Source organism: Paracoccus indicus, from assembly GCF_003056335.1.
GTDB classification, from domain to species: Bacteria; Pseudomonadota; Alphaproteobacteria; order Rhodobacterales; family Rhodobacteraceae; genus Paracoccus; species Paracoccus indicus.
Map to the genome: position 1 here is coordinate 383,298 of NZ_PYWA01000002.1, position 18,078 is coordinate 401,375.

General features: G+C 66.7%; 17 protein-coding genes. 5 read left to right on the forward strand and 12 right to left on the reverse strand.

Features of this window, described 5'->3' with window-relative positions; translation table 11 throughout:
- Positions 1-3 precede the first annotated feature (3 nt).
- Positions 4-1,056: a signal recognition particle-docking protein FtsY gene (ftsY, locus tag DDE75_RS04805; protein ID WP_108501226.1), complete on the forward strand. Its 1,053-nt coding sequence runs from the start codon at positions 4-6 to the stop codon at positions 1,054-1,056.
- Here ftsY and DDE75_RS04810 read toward each other — a convergent pair.
- Positions 1,053-2,033 carry a GlxA family transcriptional regulator gene (locus tag DDE75_RS04810; protein ID WP_108501358.1) on the reverse strand — a complete coding sequence of 327 codons (981 nt, stop codon included), beginning with the start codon at positions 2,031-2,033 and terminating at the stop codon, positions 1,053-1,055. The two genes, ftsY and DDE75_RS04810, sit on opposite strands and share 4 nt — an antisense overlap.
- Positions 2,034-2,202: 169 nt before the next feature.
- Here DDE75_RS04810 and DDE75_RS04815 point away from each other — a divergent pair, with 169 nt between their 5' ends.
- On the forward strand, positions 2,203-3,612 hold the full coding sequence (locus tag DDE75_RS04815; RefSeq protein WP_108501227.1) for a class II 3-deoxy-7-phosphoheptulonate synthase: 1,410 nt from the start codon (positions 2,203-2,205) through the stop codon (positions 3,610-3,612).
- Positions 3,613-3,666: 54 nt separating this feature from the next.
- Here the strand turns inward: DDE75_RS04815 and DDE75_RS04820 are convergent, their stop codons facing one another.
- The 7 genes from DDE75_RS04820 to DDE75_RS04850 form a co-directional block, all read right to left on the reverse strand.
- Entirely contained in the window at positions 3,667-4,539 is an 873-nt protein-coding gene (locus DDE75_RS04820) for a lysophospholipid acyltransferase family protein (protein WP_108501228.1), read from the reverse strand.
- Positions 4,539-5,429: a DMT family transporter gene (locus tag DDE75_RS04825; RefSeq protein WP_108501359.1), complete on the reverse strand. Its 891-nt coding sequence runs from the start codon at positions 5,427-5,429 to the stop codon at positions 4,539-4,541. The genes DDE75_RS04820 and DDE75_RS04825 overlap by 1 nt, the downstream gene beginning before the upstream one ends.
- A 118-nt stretch (positions 5,430-5,547) precedes the next feature.
- A complete protein-coding gene (gene tkt / locus DDE75_RS04830; protein ID WP_108501229.1) occupies positions 5,548-7,569 on the reverse strand; it encodes a transketolase in 2,022 nt (673 codons plus the stop codon).
- A gap of 83 nt (positions 7,570-7,652) precedes the next feature.
- Positions 7,653-8,981, reverse strand: coding sequence for an HlyC/CorC family transporter (locus DDE75_RS04835; RefSeq protein ID WP_108501230.1), 1,329 nt, complete (start codon positions 8,979-8,981; stop codon positions 7,653-7,655).
- A gap of 9 nt (positions 8,982-8,990) precedes the next feature.
- A complete protein-coding gene (locus tag DDE75_RS04840; protein WP_108501231.1) occupies positions 8,991-9,962 on the reverse strand; it encodes a tyrosine recombinase in 972 nt (323 codons plus the stop codon).
- On the reverse strand, positions 9,959-11,404 hold the full coding sequence (locus DDE75_RS04845) for a hypothetical protein (RefSeq protein ID WP_108501232.1): 1,446 nt from the start codon (positions 11,402-11,404) through the stop codon (positions 9,959-9,961). The genes DDE75_RS04840 and DDE75_RS04845 overlap by 4 nt, the downstream gene beginning before the upstream one ends.
- Before the next feature lie 52 nt (positions 11,405-11,456).
- Positions 11,457-11,639 (reverse strand): hypothetical protein, encoded by a 183-nt coding sequence (locus tag DDE75_RS04850; protein WP_108501233.1) that lies wholly within the window; start codon positions 11,637-11,639, stop codon positions 11,457-11,459.
- 71 nt (positions 11,640-11,710) lie between these two features.
- On the opposite strand from DDE75_RS04850, the gene DDE75_RS04855 reads away from it, so the two are divergent.
- Positions 11,711-12,316 (forward strand): shikimate kinase, encoded by a 606-nt coding sequence (locus tag DDE75_RS04855; protein WP_108501234.1) that lies wholly within the window; start codon positions 11,711-11,713, stop codon positions 12,314-12,316.
- Positions 12,313-13,419 (forward strand): 3-dehydroquinate synthase, encoded by a 1,107-nt coding sequence (gene aroB, locus DDE75_RS04860; RefSeq protein WP_108501235.1) that lies wholly within the window; start codon positions 12,313-12,315, stop codon positions 13,417-13,419. Before DDE75_RS04855 ends, aroB begins: the two co-directional genes overlap by 4 nt.
- Positions 13,420-13,506: 87 nt before the next feature.
- Here the strand turns inward: aroB and DDE75_RS04865 are convergent, their stop codons facing one another.
- A complete protein-coding gene (locus tag DDE75_RS04865; RefSeq protein WP_108501236.1) occupies positions 13,507-14,553 on the reverse strand; it encodes a Glu/Leu/Phe/Val dehydrogenase dimerization domain-containing protein in 1,047 nt (348 codons plus the stop codon).
- Positions 14,554-14,774: 221 nt separating this feature from the next.
- Positions 14,775-15,281: a single-stranded DNA-binding protein gene (gene ssb, locus DDE75_RS04870; protein WP_108501237.1), complete on the reverse strand. Its 507-nt coding sequence runs from the start codon at positions 15,279-15,281 to the stop codon at positions 14,775-14,777.
- Positions 15,282-15,494: 213 nt separating this feature from the next.
- Here ssb and DDE75_RS04875 point away from each other — a divergent pair, with 213 nt between their 5' ends.
- Positions 15,495-16,118, forward strand: coding sequence for a lytic transglycosylase domain-containing protein (locus tag DDE75_RS04875; protein WP_108501238.1), 624 nt, complete (start codon positions 15,495-15,497; stop codon positions 16,116-16,118).
- A 39-nt stretch (positions 16,119-16,157) separates the two neighbouring features.
- Here the strand turns inward: DDE75_RS04875 and DDE75_RS04880 are convergent, their stop codons facing one another.
- Both DDE75_RS04880 and lpdA read right to left on the reverse strand, forming a co-directional pair.
- Positions 16,158-16,667 (reverse strand): lytic transglycosylase domain-containing protein, encoded by a 510-nt coding sequence (locus tag DDE75_RS04880; RefSeq protein WP_245894625.1) that lies wholly within the window; start codon positions 16,665-16,667, stop codon positions 16,158-16,160.
- Positions 16,660-18,054 carry a dihydrolipoyl dehydrogenase gene (lpdA, locus tag DDE75_RS04885; RefSeq protein WP_108501360.1) on the reverse strand — a complete coding sequence of 465 codons (1,395 nt, stop codon included), beginning with the start codon at positions 18,052-18,054 and terminating at the stop codon, positions 16,660-16,662. The genes DDE75_RS04880 and lpdA overlap by 8 nt, the downstream gene beginning before the upstream one ends.
- Positions 18,055-18,078: the final 24 nt, after the last annotated feature.

Genomic DNA, 18,078 nt, shown 5'->3' on the forward strand with positions numbered 1-18,078 from the left:
ATCATGGCGTTTTTCTCGAAACTGCGCGAACGACTTGGCAGGTCTTCGACGAAGATCAGCTCGGATCTGGATGAGATCGTTGCCGAGGCACCGGAACCTGCGGCACCTGCCGCCGCGCCGGTCGAAAACCTGATCGACGAGGCCCCCGCGCCGACCCCTGCGCCAAGCGCCACGCCTGGTCTGGTCGGGCGTCTGTTCGGCAGGACCCCGCAGCCCGAAGAACCCCGCCGCGCGCTGGACGACGCGATGCTGGAAGACCTCGAGGATATGCTGGTGCAGGCCGATCTGGGCGTGGAAACCGCCCTTCGGGTCAGCGCCAATATCGCCGAAGGCCGCATGGGGCGTCGCGTCTCCTCGACCGAGCTGAAGGAGCTGCTGGCCACCGAGGTCGCCCGCATCCTTGCCCCCGTGGCCCGCCCCCTGCCGATCTATGCCAAGAAGCCGCAGGTCGTGCTGGTCGTGGGCGTGAATGGTGCGGGCAAGACCACCACCATCGGCAAGCTGGCCAGCCAGTTCCGGGCGGCGGGGAAATCCGTGGTCATCGCGGCGGGCGATACCTTCCGCGCGGCGGCGGTCGAACAACTGCAGGTCTGGGGCGACCGTGCGGGCGTGCCGGTCATGGTCGCGCCCCACGGCAGCGATCCCGCCAGCCTGGCCTGGGACGCGATGACCAAGGCCGAGGCCGATGGCGCAGACCTTCTGATGATCGACACCGCCGGACGCCTGCAGAACCGCCAGGACCTGATGGAGGAGCTGGCCAAGATCGTCCGCGTCATCCGCAAGAAGGACCCCGAGGCGCCGCACAACACCCTGCTGGTGCTGGACGCCACGACCGGCCAGAACGCGCTGAACCAGGTCGAGACCTTCCGCAAGCTGGCCGATGTCTCGGGGTTGGTGATGACCAAGCTGGACGGGACCGCGCGCGGTGGCGTGCTGGTGGCGCTGGCCGACCGCTTCGGCCTGCCGATCCATGCCATTGGTGTGGGCGAACAGATCGACGATCTGGATGCCTTCGACGCGCGGGACTTCGCCCGCGCGCTGGTCGGGCTGTCCTAGACCACAGGAACCGAGGATGTCCCCCGTTCGCGATAGGGCGTGCTGCCATATTGCGCGCGGTAGCATTTCGAGAAATGCGAGGGGCTGGAAAACCCCGAGGCCAGCGCGATCTCGATGATCGACATCTCGGTCTGCATCAGCAGGTTGCGGGCGCGGGCCAGTCGCGTCTCCATGTAGTATCGCTTGGGGCTGCGGTTCAGGTATCGCCGGAACAGCCGCTCCAGCTGGCGGGTGGACATGCCGGCGTCCAGCGCAAGCTGCGCGGGGCTGATCGGGTCTTCAAGGTTCGCCTCCATCCGCGCGATGACGGCGGCAAGGCGGGGATGGCGCACGCCGATGCGGGTCGGGATCGACAGGCGCTGGCGGTCCTGTTCGGTGCGGATGGCGGTGTGCAGCATCTGGTCGGCCACGTCGGCGGCAAGGGCATCGCCATGCGCCTCGGCGATCAGATGCAGGATCAGATCGATGGAACTGGTCCCGCCCGCCGCTGTCAGCCGGTTGCCGTCATGCACGAAGACGGAGCGGAACAGATCGACCTCGGGGAAGGCCTCGGCAAAACCGTCGTGGTTTTCCCAGTGGATCGTGGCCTTGCGCCCGTCCAGCAGACCCGCCTCGGCCAGGATCCATGCGCCCGTGCAGACCGCCCCCATGGAAGCACCCCCACGCGCCTGCCTGCGCAGCCATGCCAGAACGGGGCGCGTGGCTTCGCGTGCGATCTCGGTGCCGCCGCAGACGATCACGACCTCGTCCCGGCCCGGCGGCGGGGCATCGCCCTCCAGCCCCCCGTCCAGCACGACCCGCGCGCCGTTGGAACAGACCGACATGTCGCCCCGCGCCCCCACCAGCCGCCAGTCGTAGAGCGTCGCCCCTGCGGCGCGGTTCGCCAGCCGCAGCGGCTCGATCGCGGCGGTAAAGGGCAGCATGGTGAAACGGTCCAGCAGCAGGAAGGTGAAGCGGCGCGGTTTGTCGGTTGCCATGGGCTTGTCTTCGCAAGGGATTTCGCCGCTCACCCAAACAGGGATTAGCCGCCACGGCAAGCGTTCGTGCGCCATCCCCCGAAAGGCTGATGAAGCGGACGGCAGGGTCTTTCCCTGACCGGTCATTGCGACTATACAAATCCGACCATTTTTCCAAGGAGCGCAGGACATGACGCAGGATATCCGCAAGACCGCCGCCACCCAAAGCTGGGACAAGGCCGGCTGGCGTGCCTATCCGCGCGTCCAGATGCCGGATTATCTTGATCCCGCCGCATTGGAGGCGGTCGAATCGCAACTGCGCCGCTATCCCCCGCTGGTCTTCGCCGGCGAGGCGCGCCGCCTGAAATCACAGTTGGCCGATGTGGCCGCAGGGCGCGGCTTCCTGCTGCAGGGCGGCGATTGCGCCGAAAGCTTCGGCGAATTCAGCGCCGACAACCTGCGCGACACCTTCAAGGTGATCCTGCAGATGGCCGTCGTTCTGACTTGGGGCGCGCAAATGCCCGTGGTCAAGGTCGGTCGCATGGCGGGCCAGTTCGCCAAGCCGCGCAGCGCCCCGACCGAGACCATCGGCGGGACCGAGTTGCCCAGCTATCGCGGCGACATCATCAACGGCTTCGACTTCACCGCCGAGGCCCGCATCCCCGATCCGCAGCGCATGCTGTCGGCCTATACCCAAGCCGCGGCCTCGCTGAACCTGCTTCGGGCCTTCTCGACCGGCGGCTTCGCGGACATGCACCGCGTCCAGAGCTGGATCGCCGATTTCGTCGGTGGCCCCGAAGCTGCCAAATACCGCGAGATCGCGGGCCGCATCAGCGATGCGATGGCCTTCATGCAGGCGGCGGGCGTGAATTCGGACACGGCGCATCAGCTGTCCAAGGTCGATTTCTACACCAGCCACGAGGCCCTGCTTCTGGAATACGAAGAGGCGCTGGCACGGGTCGATTCGACCTCGGGTCTGCCGGTGGCGGGTTCGGGTCACATGATCTGGATCGGCGACCGCACCCGTCAGCCCGACGGGGCGCATGTCGAATTCTGCCGCGGCGTGCAGAACCCGATCGGCCTGAAATGCGGTCCCTCGACCACCGCCGAGGACCTGAAGGTGCTGATGGCCAAGCTGAACCCCGAAAACGAGGCGGGCCGCCTGACCCTGATCGCGCGCTTCGGCGCCGGCAAGGTCGGCGATCACCTGCCGCGCCTGGTCCAGGCCGTTCAGGAAGAGGGCGCGAATGTCGTCTGGTCCTGCGACCCGATGCACGGCAACGTCATCAAGTCCTCGACCGGCTACAAGACCCGCGCCTTCGATTCGATCCTGCGCGAGGTCCGCGAATTCTTCGCCATCCACAAGGCCGAGGGCACGATCCCCGGCGGCGTGCATTTCGAGATGACCGGCAAGGATGTGACCGAATGCACCGGCGGCGTTCGCGCCGTCACCGATGAGGACCTGTCGGATCGCTATCACACCGCTTGCGATCCGCGCCTGAACGCCAGCCAGTCGCTGGAACTGGCCTTCCTGGTGGCCGAGGAACTGCGCGCGCGCCGCGAAGGCGCCGCCGCCGATCTGGCCGCCAAGGCGGTCTGATCACCGGACGGGATGAACGAAAAGGCCCGGGGGAAACCCCGGGCCTTTGTCGTGTCAGCGCTTCCAGCGGCGGTGGATCCAGAACCACTGGTCCATGTGCTGCCGGACAAGCTGTTCCAGATCGTCGTTCAGCGCCTGCATCATCCGGCGTGGTTCGTCATGTTCGATGGGCGCGCCGACATGAACACTAAAGCTGAGGCCATCAGGCTGCCGGATCGCGGCAATGGGGACCAGCAGGGCCTCGTATCGTTTGGCCAGTTCCGCAGGCGTCAGCACCGTGCGCGAGGGCAGATCAAAGAACCGCAGCTCGGCCCCGTCATGGGCGAATTGGTCGAAGCCAAGCGCCAGCCAGCCGCCGCCCCGCAGGAACCGCAGCATCGCGGCCAGCCCGGAGCGGCCCCGCGGAAAAACCGGCTCGGCGATGGCGGTGATGGCTGGGACGTAATGGCGGTTGAAGGCCTCGTTGTTCATGGGGCGATAAAGCGCGCCGACCGGCCAGCCGCGTCCCGACAGTGCCGCCCGCATCGCGTCGTAATTCCCGAAATGCGCGCAACCCAGAATGACGGGCCGCCCGGTTTCGAAGGCGTTCTCCAGATCGGAAAGGCCGGGCCCTTCAAGCGGATCGGCCTGATGGATGCGGGCGGTAAACTGATCGCCGGAGTAGATCTCGGCCAGCGAACGACCGGCATTGTCGGGAACGCGGCGGACCAGATCCTCGACCTCGGCATCGGACAGGTCGGGGCGGGCAAGGCGCAGGTTGTCGCGGATGCGCCGCCGCCAGCCCGCCACGGGTGCGATCAGATGCGAAAACACCCAGCCAATCGTGGGGATGCGACGCTCATAGGGCAGCAGGCGGGCCAGCCCCATAATGGCCAGAAAGGCCGCGTTTCCGATGCGATCCACCAGCGCGGGTTTGTCGTCCGGCATCACGCCTCCTTTGTGATACGGGCCTCGCGGGACCAGACATAAAGACCGGCCGTCACGATAATCGCCGCCCCCGCGATGGTCCAGCCGTCGGGCAACTGACCGAAGAACAACCAGCCCCAGACCCCTGCCCAGATCAGACCGGTATAGCCGAAGGGCGCCAGAACCCCCGCCTCAGCAGCGCTGAAGGCGCGGACCAGCAGGTACTGGCTGGCGGTGCCGAAGATGCCCAGCAGGACGAATGCCCAGATGTCGCCCGCGGCGATCGGCTGCCAGAAGAAGGGCACGATCAGGCTGGTGATGGTGGTGCCCACCACTGCCGACCACATGACCGAGGTCGCCACCGAATCCGCCCGCACGATCCGCGTCAGAAGCGCCCCGGCCGCGAATGTGCAGGCCCCCGCCAAGGGCAACAGGGCCGCTGGCTGAAAGACGCCAAGCCCGGGCCGAATGATGATCAGCGCACCGATCAGGGCCACCACGATCCCGGCGACGCGCCTCGGGCCGATGGATTCGCCCAGAAACAGGGCCGCCCCAAGCGTGATAAGAACAGGGTTCAGATCCATGATCGCCGTCGCCTCGGCCAATCCGATGTATTGCAGTGACGTAAAGAACAGCCCGACCGAGCCCAACTGCATCAGCGCCCGCCCCAACTGCATGGCAGGCTGCCGCGTGCGCATCAAAGGCACCATGCGATGCCGGAAGATCGCCGCGAAGATCAGCAGGTTGCCGACAAAGCGCATCCAGATGACCTGGGCGGGATGATAGCTTTGGGTCAGATGCTTGGCCGTCGCATCCATCAGCGTGAAGCCTAGGATGGCCGCCAGCAGCAGGGCGATGCCCCGCGCGTGGTCGGATCGCGGTTGCCGCAACCCGTCCCTTTCGCGTCCCATCAGCGCTGATGCGCGCGCAAGCACCCGCATCAGCGTGAAAGATCACGGGTATCCGGACAAGCCGGAAGCGCAGGCTTCTCGGTTGTCCAAATACCCCCGCCGGAGGCGGAAAGTCGCGTCACAGCATGCCTTTGACGCGCTCGACGACGTTTTCGGCGGTGATGCCGAAATGCTTGTAAAGCTCGGGCGCGGGGCCCGACGCGCCGAAACCTTCCATGCCGACGAAGGCCGATTTGGCCTCCTGACCCCGCTCGCCCAGCAGCAGCCAGTCCCAGGGCTGGCGAACGGCGGCCTCGATGGCCACGCGGACGGTCTGCGCGGGCAGCACTTCCTCGCGATAGGCTGCGGGCTGGTCGCGAAACAACTCCATCGAGGGAACCGAAACGACGCGGGTCGGGATGCCTGCATCCTCCAGCGCCTCGCGGGCTGCAACGGCGATCTCGACCTCGGAGCCCGAGGCCATCAGCACGGCCTTGGGCGCACCGCCGACGGCCTCGCGCAGGACATAGGCGCCCTTGGCGGACAGGTTCTCGCCGCCGTCCTGACGCAGGGTCGGCAGGTTCTGACGCGACAGCGCCATGACCGAGGGCGTGCTGTCCTGCGACAGGGCGATCTCCCAGGCCTCGGCGGTCTCGATCTGGTCGCAGGGACGCAGGACCAGCGTGTTCGGTGTCGCGCGGCAGATGGCCAGATGTTCGACCGGCTGGTGGGTCGGGCCGTCCTCGCCCAGACCGATGCTGTCATGGGTCATGACATAGACGACCGGCACACCCATCAGCGCCGACAGACGCATCGCGCCGCGGGCATAGTCGGTGAAGGTCATGAAGGTGCCGCCATAGGGGCGGAAGCCGCCGTGCAGACAGATGCCGTTCATCGCGGCGGCCATGCCGTGTTCGCGGATGCCGTAATGCAGGTAGCGGCCCATGCGGTCATCGGCGCTGAAGACGCCCTGATCGCTGGTCTTGGTGTTGTTCGAGCCGGTCAGATCGGCCGAGCCGCCGAAGTTTTCCGGCATGCCCGCGTTCAGCACGCCCAGCACGTTCTCGCTGGACTTGCGGGTCGCCAGCTTGGGCTTTTCCTCGAGCGTCTTCGCCTTGAAGTCGGCGATGATCTTTTCCAGCGACGGGTTGGTGTCGGTCCCGATGCGACGGGCGAATTCCTCGCGGTGGTCGGCGGACAGCGCATCGACGCGGTCGTTCCAGGCCTTGCGTTCCTCGGCACCGCGCTGACCGATCTTGCGCCATTCGGTCATGATCGCATCGGGGATCTGGAAGGGCTCGGCGTCCCAGCCATAGGCGGCACGGGTCGCGGTGATCTCATCCTTGCCCAGGGGCGAGCCGTGGGCCTTGTTGGTGTCGGCCTTGTTGGGCGCGCCGAAGCCGATGATGGTCTTGCAGTCGATCAGGACCGGGCGACCGTCGTCCTTGGCGGCCTCGGTCAGGGCGCGGTCGATGTCGGCGGCGTCATGGCCGTCGCAAGACAGGACGCGCCATCCGGCGGCGGCAAAGCGGGCGTGCTGATCGGTCGAATCCGACAGGCTGACACGACCGTCGATGGTGATGTCGTTGTTGTCCCACATGACGATCAGGCGGCCCAGCTTCTGGTGACCGGCCAAGGCGATGGCCTCTTGGCTGATGCCTTCCATCAGGCAGCCGTCGCCCGCGATGACCCAGGTGCGGTGATCACACAGCGAGGACCCGTATTCGGCGCGCATCGCTTCTTCGGCGATGGCGAAGCCGACGGCGGTGGCGATGCCCTGACCCAGGGGGCCGGTCGTCGTCTCGACGCCTTCGACATGGCCGTATTCGGGGTGGCCTGCGGTGATCGAGCCCATCTGGCGGAAGTTGCGGACCTGATCCAGCGTCATCTGTTCGTAGCCGGTCAGATGCAGCAGCGAATAGATCAGCATCGAGCCGTGGCCCGCCGACAGAATGAAGCGGTCGCGGTCGAACCAATGCGGCGCCGAGGCGTCGAACTTCAGATGGTTCCTGAACAGGACCGTGGCAACATCGGCCATGCCCATGGGCATGCCGGGATGGCCGGAATTTGCGGCCTCGACCGCGTCCATGGACAGGACGCGGATCGCGCTGGCCAGGTTCCAGTGGTCGGGGTTGGCGGTGCGGCGTTCGGCAATGTCCATGACGATCCCTTGCGGCTGAAATTGATGGGCTTGTGTTAGGGGTGAAGTCGCGCGGTTGCAAGCCGCGCGGCCTGCGGCGCGACCTAAGTTTCGGCCCCGCGAGGGCCGACCAATGGTCGTATGCGCAACCGGGTGATACGATTTTCACGTCGGGTGACGACCTCGAAACGGTATCCGTGGAACGAGAAGACCTGTCCCTGTTCGGGAATCGACTGCGCCATGTGGATGACAAGGCCCGCGATGGTGTTTGCTTCCTCGTCCGGCAGGTTCCAGTCCAGCTGACGGTTCAGGTCGCGGATGGTCATCCCGCCCTCGACCAGGTAATCGCCCTGCGCGTTGGGTTTCAGGGTCTGATCCGCCTCGGTGTCGTGCTCGTCGGCGATCTCTCCGACGATTTCCTCTAGGATGTCCTCGAGTGTGATCAACCCGCGCAGGGACCCGTATTCGTCCACGACCAAGGCGAAATGGGTCCGGCGCTTCAGGAATTCGCGCATCTGTTCGTCCAGCGCGCTGGTTTCCGGCACGAAATAGGGCGACATGACGACCGACATGATGTCGAAACGCGCGGCCGCGGTCGGATCGCCCGCCTCGCGCACGGCGCGGTTCACGGCGCGCAGCAGGTCCTTGGCATGGACGACGCCCACGACATTCTCGCGTTCGTCGCGATAGACGGGCAGGCGGGTGTGCGGGCTGGCCAGGATGGTGTCCAGGATCTTTTCGGGCGGCAGATCGGCGTCGATCATCTGGATCTCGCTTCGATGCAGCATGATCTCCTCGACGGTGCGGTTGCCCAGGTCCAGCGCGCCCAGCAGGCGATCGCGGTCCTCCTTGTGGACCGCCCCCTGCGCGTGGCCGATGGACAGGGCGCCCGCGATCTCCTCCTCGATCGAGAACATATGCGAGCTGGGATCGGTCTTCAGGCCGAAGATGCTCAGCATGCCGCGCACGATCAGACGCACCACGGTGACGACGGGCGACAGGATCACGGTGATCAACCGGATGGGCCGCGCGACAAGGCTTGCGACTTTCTCAGGGGCCGAGATGGCATAGGTCTTGGGCATCACCTCGGAGAAGATCAGCACCAGAACGGTCATCACGATGGTGGCGATGGCGACGCCGCTGCCGCCCAGGATGCGGGTGAAGAGCGCGGTCGCAAGGCTGGCCGACAGGATGTTGACGACGTTGTTGCCCAGCAGGATGGCGCCGATCAGGCGTTCGCTGTCCGATGACACCGCGATGGCGGCCTGCGCACCGGTGTCGCCCTTGTCCGCGCGGGACCGCAGCTTGGCCCGGCTTGCCGCCGTCAGCGCGGTTTCCGAGCCCGAGAAGAAGGCCGACATCGCCAGAAGCACGATGATGGCGGCGGCGGTCAGCCACAGGGCGGCGTCGAAGGTACTTGAAGGATCGTCCATGGGTCCAGATCAGGTTGAGGGATCGCCGGTCTTGCGGCTTTCGTTGGCAACTTGCGCCAGCGGGTGATGGTTCAGAACAAGATCGCGCATTCGCGCGTCCAGCACATGGGTATAGATCTCGGTCGTGCCAAGATCGGCATGGCCCAGCAGCATCTGGATGCTGCGCAGATCGGCGCCGCCTTCCAGCAGATGGGTCGCGAAGGCATGGCGGATGACATGCGGCGTGACGCGGGCGGGGGGTATGCCCGCTTCGATCGCCATGTTGGCCAGCAGGCGCGACAGGCTCTGGCGGGGCATGTGACCCTCGGCGCCGATGGCGGGGAACAGCCAGCGGGCACCCGGCCCCTGCAGCATGCGGTGAAGGGCGCTGCCGTGCGGGGCGGCATCGCGCAGGGTGATCCATTCGCGCAGCGCCGCGCGGGCGGGGGTGCTGAGCGGCACCATCCGGTCCTTGCCGCCCTTGCCCTTGACGACCAGCACCGCCGGATCGCCGCGACAGCCCGCCACCGGAAGGGACACCAGTTCGGTGGCCCGCAGGCCGGTCGCATAGAGCAATTCGATCAGGCAGAGGTTGCGGGCGCGGTCGGTCTCCGTGCGCCCGATGCGGCCTGCGGCCTCCAGCAGCGCCTCGACCTCGGCGCGGTCCAGCGTCTTGGGCAGGCGCTTGGCGCGACCCGGGCCGGAAATGCGCAGCGCCGGATCATCGGTGCGCCAGCCTTCTTCCAGCGCGAAGCGGGTGAACTGGCGGATGGCCGACAGGCGGCGGGCGCGGGTGGCGCGAGACAACCCCTGGGCATCGCAATGGGTCAGGTAATCCTCGACCTGCTCGCGGGTCAGATTGGCCAGCGACAACCGCTGGTTGGCCAGCCAGTCCGACAGGTCGCGCAGGTCGCGTCCATAGGCCAGCAGGGTGTTGCGCGCGGCCCCGGCCTCGGCCGCCTGCGCGTCCAGAAAGTCGGAAATGGCGCGATGATCGCTCATCCCGCCTCCCCCGAGAATTCGGGCAGAAGCGCGATCTGCGCCGCCGCCAGATCGGCGTCCTGCGTCAGCCCAAGCGCGCGCATCATGACAACACCCCGCGCGGCGCGGGCCAGATCGCCCTCCAGTGCCGCGTCGATGTCGGTCATTGCGGTCATCAGCGCCTCGCCCTTGGCGGTGGCGGGCGCATCTGGGACGGGCAGGGCCTCCAACGGTTCGACGCCTTCGGGCAGCGGTCGCAGCCCCTGCCACGCCTGCAGCAGGGCGGTGATGCGGGCGGTTTCTTCGTCCTTGCTCTCGGGCAGATCCTGCGCGACCATGCCGGCCAGCAGGTCGGCCATGTCGGCGCGGCGAAATTCGTCGAAGGCGCGGGGCAGGGCCTGGCGCAGATCGCCGCTGGCCAGCGCGGCCTCCAGCGTGCGCATCACGCCCGCGCGTTCCCAGACCCCTCCCGAAGCCGCGGGCCGCTGTTCGGAATAGATGCTGCGCAGCTGTTGATGCGAAAGCGCACCGGCGCGGACCAAACGTTCGGCGGCCTCGACACGCGCCTTGAAGCCGCTGCTCAGCCGCAGGTCCGATTGCGCGAAGGCCACGGGCAGGGGCGTCGTGGGCAGGGGCTGGCCGATCGCCTCGTGGATGCGAAACTCGATCGGGGTCATCCGGTCGGTCGGGGCCAGCAGCTGTTCGCTGTCCACGAAGGCATCATCCAGGAAATGCGTCAGCAGGACCGCGCGGCGTTCGTCGATCAGGCCAAGCGCCTCGGCGCCATGCAGGCTGACGGCGGCCGCAGCCCAATCGCCGGTCTGCGCCAGACAGAAGATCCGCGCCGTGAAGCTGGGCGCGATGCCGGGGGTGTTGTCCATGATGGCGCAAGCACCCGATTCGTCACCTTCCAGCAGGGCGATGTCGAACATCCGGCGAAAGATCTCGGGCTCGCCCGGACCGGCGGCGGCCAGAAGGCCTTGCGCCGGTTGCAGCGCACCCATGTCCAGAAGCCGGTCCACTCGCGCCAGGAACAGCTGCCCACGGGTGCTGCGCGCGCCTGGCGTGGCCTGATCGGGCGTCCATTCGGGCGGGGTCAGCTGAGCGGTCAGGATGCGCCGCATCAGGCCCTGCATGGCGGGCAGGCGGGCGGGGGTGGTCAGCACCTGCTGGGCCAAGGCGGCAGGATCGCTGCCCTGCCACAGATCGGGGGGCAGGCCCGCGCGGCGCGCGCTCTGGGTGCCGGTATGGTCGGGGTTCGTCTGGTCCAGCCGCGTGACCTGCACGGGACCGACCGCGCCGCTTTCGGCGACCGCACGCTTGCTTGGCTGACCCTTGCGGTCCGGGCGCCTGCTGCCGTCCCCCGGCCGCCAGGCCGAACTTTCGCGCTGCGGTCCGCGCACGCTGCCCGAAAGCCAGTCGCTGGCCGAGAGCGGCTGCTGCGCCGCCAGCGGCTGCGCCATCAGGCAGCCGGTCAAGAGCAACGCCAGAAGGTGGCGCGGGGCAGGGCCGGGGTCACTCACCGGCAGGGTCGGCGGCAGAATCGGCGGCAGGCTCGGCCGTGTCGTCCTGCGCGCCCAGTTGCAGCTGGGTGCGGGTCTCGGTCCGGTTGGGGTCCATGTTCCCCAGGTAGGCATAACCCGCAAGGCCGATCAGCCCCGCCAGAATCAGCACCACCAGTATCTTGATCTTCCGCATCGAATTCGCCTTTGCTCGACCGTGTCTTATTTGGCTCGGGCCGGTTCTACGCCGGCTTGTCCCGAATATATATGGCAATTTCCGAAAGATCACGTCATTCAGTCACCCGATTGACGGGGGCTTTGATGACCAAGCGGATTGCGCGCCATATCGTGCTGATCGGAATGATGGGGGCCGGAAAGACGGCCGTGGGGACCGAACTGGCCCGACGATTGCGCGTGCCCTTCACCGATTCCGACGCCGAGATCGAATCCGCCGCGGCCATGTCCATCAGCGAGATCTTCGCCCGCGACGGCGAAAGCTTCTTCCGCGACCGCGAAAGCCAGGTTCTGACGCGGCTGCTGGCGGGGCCTCCGGGCGTCATCTCGACCGGAGGGGGCGCATGGCTTCGGCCCGCAAACCGGACGGCGATCGCGGCGCGCGGCATCTCGGTCTGGCTGAACTGTCCGCCTGAACTGCTGTGGCACCGCGTGCGCCAGCGCAGCACGAGGCCGTTGCTGAAGACCGCCGACCCCAAGGGCACGCTGCTGGCGTTGCTGGCCGAACGGGCCCCCCTCTATGCCCAGGCCGAGGTCGAGTTCATGTCCCAGCCCGGCGACAGCATCGAGACCTCGACCGACCGGCTGATCGCGCAGCTGCGCGCCACCGACCCCACCCTGATCGAGGATACGCCATGACCCAGCCCGTCACCGTCCATGTCCCCCTTGGCGATCGCGCCTATGACGTGCGCATCGGCACCGGGCTGATCGGCCGCGCAGGGGCCGAGATTGCGCCCCTGCTGGCCCGACCCCGCGTGGTCATCGTCACCGACGAAAACGTCGCGGCGCTGCATCTGGAACCGCTGAAGGCCGCGCTGAAGGGAGAGGGCATCGCCCATGAGGCGCTGGTCCTGCCTGCGGGCGAGGCGACGAAAAGCTGGCCGCATCTGACCCGCTGCGTCGAATGGCTGCTGGAACAGAAGGTCGAGCGTCGCGATGTCGTGCTGGCCCTGGGTGGCGGTGTCATCGGCGATCTGGTGGGTTTTGCGGCGGCCATCCTGCGCCGCGGCGTGCGCTTCGTGCAGCTTCCGACCACGCTTCTGGCGCAGGTCGACAGCAGCGTGGGCGGCAAGACCGGCATCAACAGCGCCCAAGGCAAGAACCTGATCGGCGCCTTCCACCAGCCCTCGCTGGTGCTGGCCGATATTTCCGTGCTGGAGACGCTGAGGGATCGCGACTTCCTGGCGGGCTATGGCGAGGTGGTGAAATACGGGCTGCTTGGCGATGCGAGTTTCTTCGGCTGGCTGGAGACCAATGCGACCGCATTGCGCGACGACCCCGAACTGCGCCAGCATGCGGTGGCCCATTCGGTCGCCATGAAGGCGGGCATCGTGACCCGCGACGAGACCGAGCAAGGCGAGCGTGCGCTGCTGAACCTTGGCCATACCTTCGGGCATGCGCTGGAACAGGCCACAGGCTATTCCGACCGCCTGCTGCACGGCGAGGGCGTGGCGATCGGCTGCGCGCTGGCCTTCGATCTGTCGGCGCGGATGGGCCTGTGCAGCCAGGAGGACCCGAGCCGTGTGTTGGAACACCTGCGCGCGATGGGCATGCCCGCGCGGCTGTCGGATATTCCGGGCAATCTGCCGGATGATGCGGCCCTGATCGACCTGATGGGGCAGGACAAGAAGGTCGTGGACGGCCAGCTGCGCTTCGTCTTGGCACGTGGCATCGGCGACGCCTTCGTCAGCGATGCGGTGCAGGCCGGCCCATTGGCGCAGGTCCTGAAGGACGCCCGCTGATCTGAACAGGCAAGCGCCGCCGTCCCCCATTGAGGGGAACGGCGGCGCTGGACGGCCTTGCCGTCCGGTTCCGCCACCGAGGTCGGCTCAGGCGGCCTTGCGGCCGGTCAGCATCTCGTGGACCATATGGTCGGCGATCTGCGGGATCAGACGATCCTCGGCCCGGGCGCGCGTCAGCATCTGGTCGACCCGACCCGCGATGGCGATCAGGCGTTCGAGGCGCCAGGCGTCGGGCTTGCCGTGGATCTCGCTTGCGACGCTGATGATGCCACCGGCGTTCACCACGTAATCGGGCAGATAGGTGATCTGGCGGTCGGCCAGGATCTGGGCCACGGTATCATCGGCAAGCTGGTTGTTGGCGGCGCCGCAGATCAGACGCGCCTGCAGTTGCGCGACGCTTTCCGGGGTCAGTACGCCACCCAGGGCGCAGGGGGCGAAGATGTCCATCGGTTGCTCGAAGACCTGATCGGTGGCACAGACGGTCGCGCCAAGACGTGTCTGCGCGTCCTCCAGCGTTGCCTGGTTGATATCGCTGACGATCAGACGCGCCCCCGCGGCATGCAGCTTTTCGGCCAGCGACATGCCGACGTGGCCAAGCCCCTGGACCAGCACGCGGCGGTCGGTCAGATCCTCGGTTCCGAAGACATGGCTTGCCCCGACCTTAAGACAGCGGAAGACGCCTTCGGCGGTCCAGGGCGAGGGGTCGCCCGATGCGCCCGACAGGCCCACCGCGTAAGGCGTCTGGCTGGCCGCATGCGCCATGTCCTCGGGCGAGATGCCCACATCCTCGGCGGTGTAATACCGACCGGCCAGCGTATCGACGGCGCGACCGAAGGCCTGCATCAGATCAGGCGTCTTGTCGCGGCGCGCATCGCCGATGATGACCGACTTGCCGCCGCCCAGGCCCAGATCGGCCATGGCGTTCTTGTAGGTCATGCCACGGGCCAGCCGCGTCACGTCGTGGATGGCCTCTGCATCATCGGCATAGGGCCACATCCGGCAGCCGCCTGCCGCAGGGCCCAGAACCGTCGAATGCACGCAGATCAGCGCCCGCAGCCCAACGTCGGGATCCTCGGCCAGAACCAGCTGTTCGAAGCCTTCGGGGGCGGTCATTTCCGTCAGTGTCAGTGCCATCGGCTGTGCCTTCTCAGGGTGAATCTGCGTGAAGATTGGCGATCAGAAAGCGCCTTCCGTGACGCGATGCAAGCGCAGGATCATTTGCAAAGACATTGCCCCTGTCGCGCAACTGTCATGCGTCGGACCCCGGCGGGCGGCAATATTTCGATGCGCCCCAATGACGAAGGGCGACCCCGAGGGCCGCCCTTGCCGAAATCGAATCGCCGTGGTGGCGGTGATCAGAACGGGATCTCGTCGTCGTAATCGGGGCGACCGCCGCCCTGCGATCCGCCGCCCTGCGACCCGCCCGAAGGACCCGAGCCATAGCTGTCATAGCCGCCTTGGTCCCGACCGCCGCCCATGCTGCCGCCACCCATGCCGCCGCCGCCTTCACCGCGGCCATCCAGCATCTGCAGCGTGCCGTTGAAGCCGCGCAGCACGATCTCGGTGCTGTACTTGTCGGCGCCCGACTGGTCCTGCCATTTGCGGGTTTCCAGCTGGCCTTCGATATAGACCTTGCTGCCCTTCTTCAGGAAACGCTCGACCACGTTCACCAAGCCCTCGGACATGATCGAGACGGTATGCCACTCGGTCCGCTCGCGGCGTTCGCCGGTGTTGCGGTCCTTCCACTGCTCGGAGGTGGCGATGCGCAGATTGGCGACCTTGCCGCCGTTCTGGAAGCTGCGGATTTCCGGGTCGCGGCCCAGATTGCCGATCAGGATGACCTTGTTGACGCTGCCTGCCATGACGGAATTCCTTGGTGATGTCTCTATGGGTTCAAAGGGGTCTATCGCAGGGCGGCCATCGCCTGCAAGCGGTTCGCCCGCACGCACCGGGGCGGGATGCTGCCGAAGGCCGTGCGCGGATCGGGCAAGCATGGTGGCACCTGCCGGATTTTCGTGTATGATCATCGCCAAAACCGGCAATCGTCAAAGCCGACACCAACGAGGGGCCGATACATGCGGATCAGACATTCTGTGACGGCGGCACTTTGCGTGGCACTGATCAGTGCCACCGCGGTGCCCGCCATGGCCGAGGGGCTGCGCCTGTCGGGCAGTTCCTCCAAATCCCGCGCTGATCAATTCGCCCGACAGACCCGCCTGATGGATTCGCGGTTGTCGACGCAATACCAACGCTCGGCCAGACTGCAGCCCGGTGGCGCCGCGCGCAACGCGTTGGTCCCCGAGGAACCCGTCCGCATCCCGCGCTATACCGGCCGCCGGACGGCCTATCTGCCCCATGCCCGCGCGGCGGCCCAGAAGAACGGCATCCCCGAGGATCTGTTCCTGCGGCTGGTCCAGCAGGAATCGGGCTGGAACCCCAATGCCAAGTCCCATAAGGGCGCGATGGGCCTGGCGCAGCTGATGCCGGGAACGGCGGCCAAGCTGGGCGTGAACCCTGCCGATCCGGTCCAGAACCTGAACGGCGGTGCGCGCTATCTGCGGATGATGTATAATCAGTTCGGCAATTGGAACCTGGCGCTGGCGGCCTATAACGCCGGGCCGGGGGCGGTGCAGAAATACGGCGGCATCCCGCCCTATCGCGAAACCCGCAATTACGTGCGGATCATCGCGGGCGGCTGATCGCCGAATTGAAAGGGCCCCGATGGGGCCCTTGTTCCTTCAGCTGCGAAGACCGGTCCGTTTTAGCAGACCCTTGCGCTCGGCTTCATAGTAGTAGCCGCGCGAATACCAGCCGACGGCCGCATCCGGATCGCCGTCCGCGACCATCCACGCACCACGCAGGTATTTCACGCCGTAACGCAGGTTGGTATCGGCATCCAGAAGCCCCGCGTCGGGACCACGATAGCCCATCGTCCGCGCCGTCTGCGGCGCGATCTGCATCAAGCCGTAATAGGGACCGTTGCGGGCGTCCGGGCGATGCTGCGATTCCCGCAGGACCACCCGTTGCACCAGCGCCGAAGGCACGCCGTAATGGCGCGCCCAGAAGTTGATGCGCTGGCGCAGATAGGGCGTTTCGTTCGGATAAAGCCCGTTCTGGCGCAGACCGGCGGGCGGTTTGGCGCCGCCGCCCCCGCAGGCGCCAAGCGCCAGCAGCGAAAGGACGGCAAGACGCCGCCCCATCACAGGTGAGGATTTCCCCACGTTTTGCGCCGCAGGGGCGTCAGACATGGATTGCGCCGCCGCCACAGGCCAGCGCTGCTTCGCGCACCGCTTCCGAGACGGTCGGGTGGGCATGGCAGGTCAGGGCCAGATCCTCGGCCGAGGCACCGAATTCCATCGCCACGCAGACCTCGTGGATCAGATCGCCCGCCGAGGGGCCGATGATGTGGCAGCCCAGGATGCGGTCGGTCTCGGCGTCCGCGATCAGCTTGACGAAGCCGTCGGCCTGCATCATCGCCTTGGCACGGGCGTTGCCCATGAAGGGGAACTTGCCGACCTTGACCTTGCGCCCGCCTTCCTTGGCGGCTTCCTCGGTCAGGCCGACGCTGGCGACCTCGGGGGTGGTATAGATGACACCGGGGATCACGTCGTAGTTCACGTGGCCATGCTTGCCGGCGATCACCTCGGCGACGGCCATGCCCTCATCCTCGGCCTTATGGGCCAGCATGAGGCCGGGGACCGCGTCGCCGATGGCATAGATGCCCTTGACGTTGGTGGCCCAGTGGTCGTTGATGGCGACCTGACCGCGGTCGGTCATCTTGACACCAAGCGCGTCCAGACCCAGACCGTCGACCGTCGGGCGGCGACCGGTGGCGACCAGCACGCAATCGGCCTCGATCACCTGCTCGCTGTCGTCCTTCTTCAGGGCATAGGTCACCTTGGCCTTGCCGCCCGCCACCTCGGCGCCCTTGACGGCGGCGCCCATCACGAACTTCAGGCCCTGCTTGGTCAGCATCTTCTGGAACTGCTTCTGAACCTCGGCATCCATGCCGGGGGTGATCACGTCCAGATATTCGACGACGGTCACATCCGCCCCAAGGCGCGAGTAGACCGAGCCGAGTTCTAGCCCGATGACGCCCGCACCAATGACGACCATCGATTTCGGGATGTTGGGCAGGGTCAGCGCGCCGGTGCTGTCGACGATGACGCCGCCCGCATTGTCGACCGTGACGCCCTTCAGTTCCGAGGGGACCGAGCCGGTGGCGATGACGATGTTCTTCGCCTCGTGCACGGTGTCGCCGACCTTGACCTTGCCAGGGGCCTCGATCTGCGCCCAGCCCTTGATCCAGTCGATCTTGTTCTTCTTGAACAGGAATTCGATGCCCTTGGTGTTGCCGTTGACGGTTTCCTGCTTGTAGCCCTGCATCGTCGTCCAATCGACGTCGACCTTGGCGTTCATCAGGCCCATCTTGGCGAAATTCTCGTGGCTTTCGTGCAGCATGTGGCTGGCGTGCAGCAGCGCTTTGGACGGAATGCAGCCGACGTTCAGGCAGGTGCCGCCCAGGGTCTCGCGGCCCTCGACGCAGGCGACCTTCAGGCCCAGCTGTGCGGCCCGGATGGCGCAGACATAGCCGCCGGGGCCGGCACCGATCACGATCAGATCATACATAGGAATTCCTTTCATTCGGACCGCAGGACG

Excerpts from the sequence above, each read along its gene's own strand:
- DDE75_RS04810 (WP_108501358.1), bottom strand. The coding sequence starts at position 2,033 with ATGGCAACCGACAAACCGCGCCGCTTCACCTTCCTGCTGCTGGACCGT.
- ssb (WP_108501237.1), bottom strand. The coding sequence starts at position 15,281 with ATGGCAGGCAGCGTCAACAAGGTCATCCTGATCGGCAATCTGGGCCGC.
- DDE75_RS04865 (WP_108501236.1), bottom strand. The coding sequence starts at position 14,553 with ATGGCACTGACACTGACGGAAATGACCGCCCCCGAAGGCTTCGAACAG.
- DDE75_RS04840 (WP_108501231.1), bottom strand. The coding sequence starts at position 9,962 with ATGAGCGATCATCGCGCCATTTCCGACTTTCTGGACGCGCAGGCGGCC.
- DDE75_RS04880 (WP_245894625.1), bottom strand. The coding sequence starts at position 16,667 with ATGTCTGACGCCCCTGCGGCGCAAAACGTGGGGAAATCCTCACCTGTG.
- DDE75_RS04875 (WP_108501238.1), top strand. The coding sequence starts at position 15,495 with ATGCGGATCAGACATTCTGTGACGGCGGCACTTTGCGTGGCACTGATC.
- DDE75_RS04845 (WP_108501232.1), bottom strand. The coding sequence starts at position 11,404 with ATGGCGCAGCCGCTGGCGGCGCAGCAGCCGCTCTCGGCCAGCGACTGG.
- ftsY (WP_108501226.1), top strand. The coding sequence starts at position 4 with ATGGCGTTTTTCTCGAAACTGCGCGAACGACTTGGCAGGTCTTCGACG.
- DDE75_RS04855 (WP_108501234.1), top strand. The coding sequence starts at position 11,711 with ATGGCAATTTCCGAAAGATCACGTCATTCAGTCACCCGATTGACGGGG.
- tkt (WP_108501229.1), bottom strand. The coding sequence starts at position 7,569 with ATGGACATTGCCGAACGCCGCACCGCCAACCCCGACCACTGGAACCTG.
- aroB (WP_108501235.1), top strand. The coding sequence starts at position 12,313 with ATGACCCAGCCCGTCACCGTCCATGTCCCCCTTGGCGATCGCGCCTAT.
- DDE75_RS04815 (WP_108501227.1), top strand. The coding sequence starts at position 2,203 with ATGACGCAGGATATCCGCAAGACCGCCGCCACCCAAAGCTGGGACAAG.
- DDE75_RS04825 (WP_108501359.1), bottom strand. The coding sequence starts at position 5,429 with ATGGGACGCGAAAGGGACGGGTTGCGGCAACCGCGATCCGACCACGCG.
- DDE75_RS04835 (WP_108501230.1), bottom strand. The coding sequence starts at position 8,981 with ATGGACGATCCTTCAAGTACCTTCGACGCCGCCCTGTGGCTGACCGCC.
- DDE75_RS04850 (WP_108501233.1), bottom strand. The coding sequence starts at position 11,639 with ATGCGGAAGATCAAGATACTGGTGGTGCTGATTCTGGCGGGGCTGATC.
- DDE75_RS04820 (WP_108501228.1), bottom strand. The coding sequence starts at position 4,539 with ATGCCGGACGACAAACCCGCGCTGGTGGATCGCATCGGAAACGCGGCC.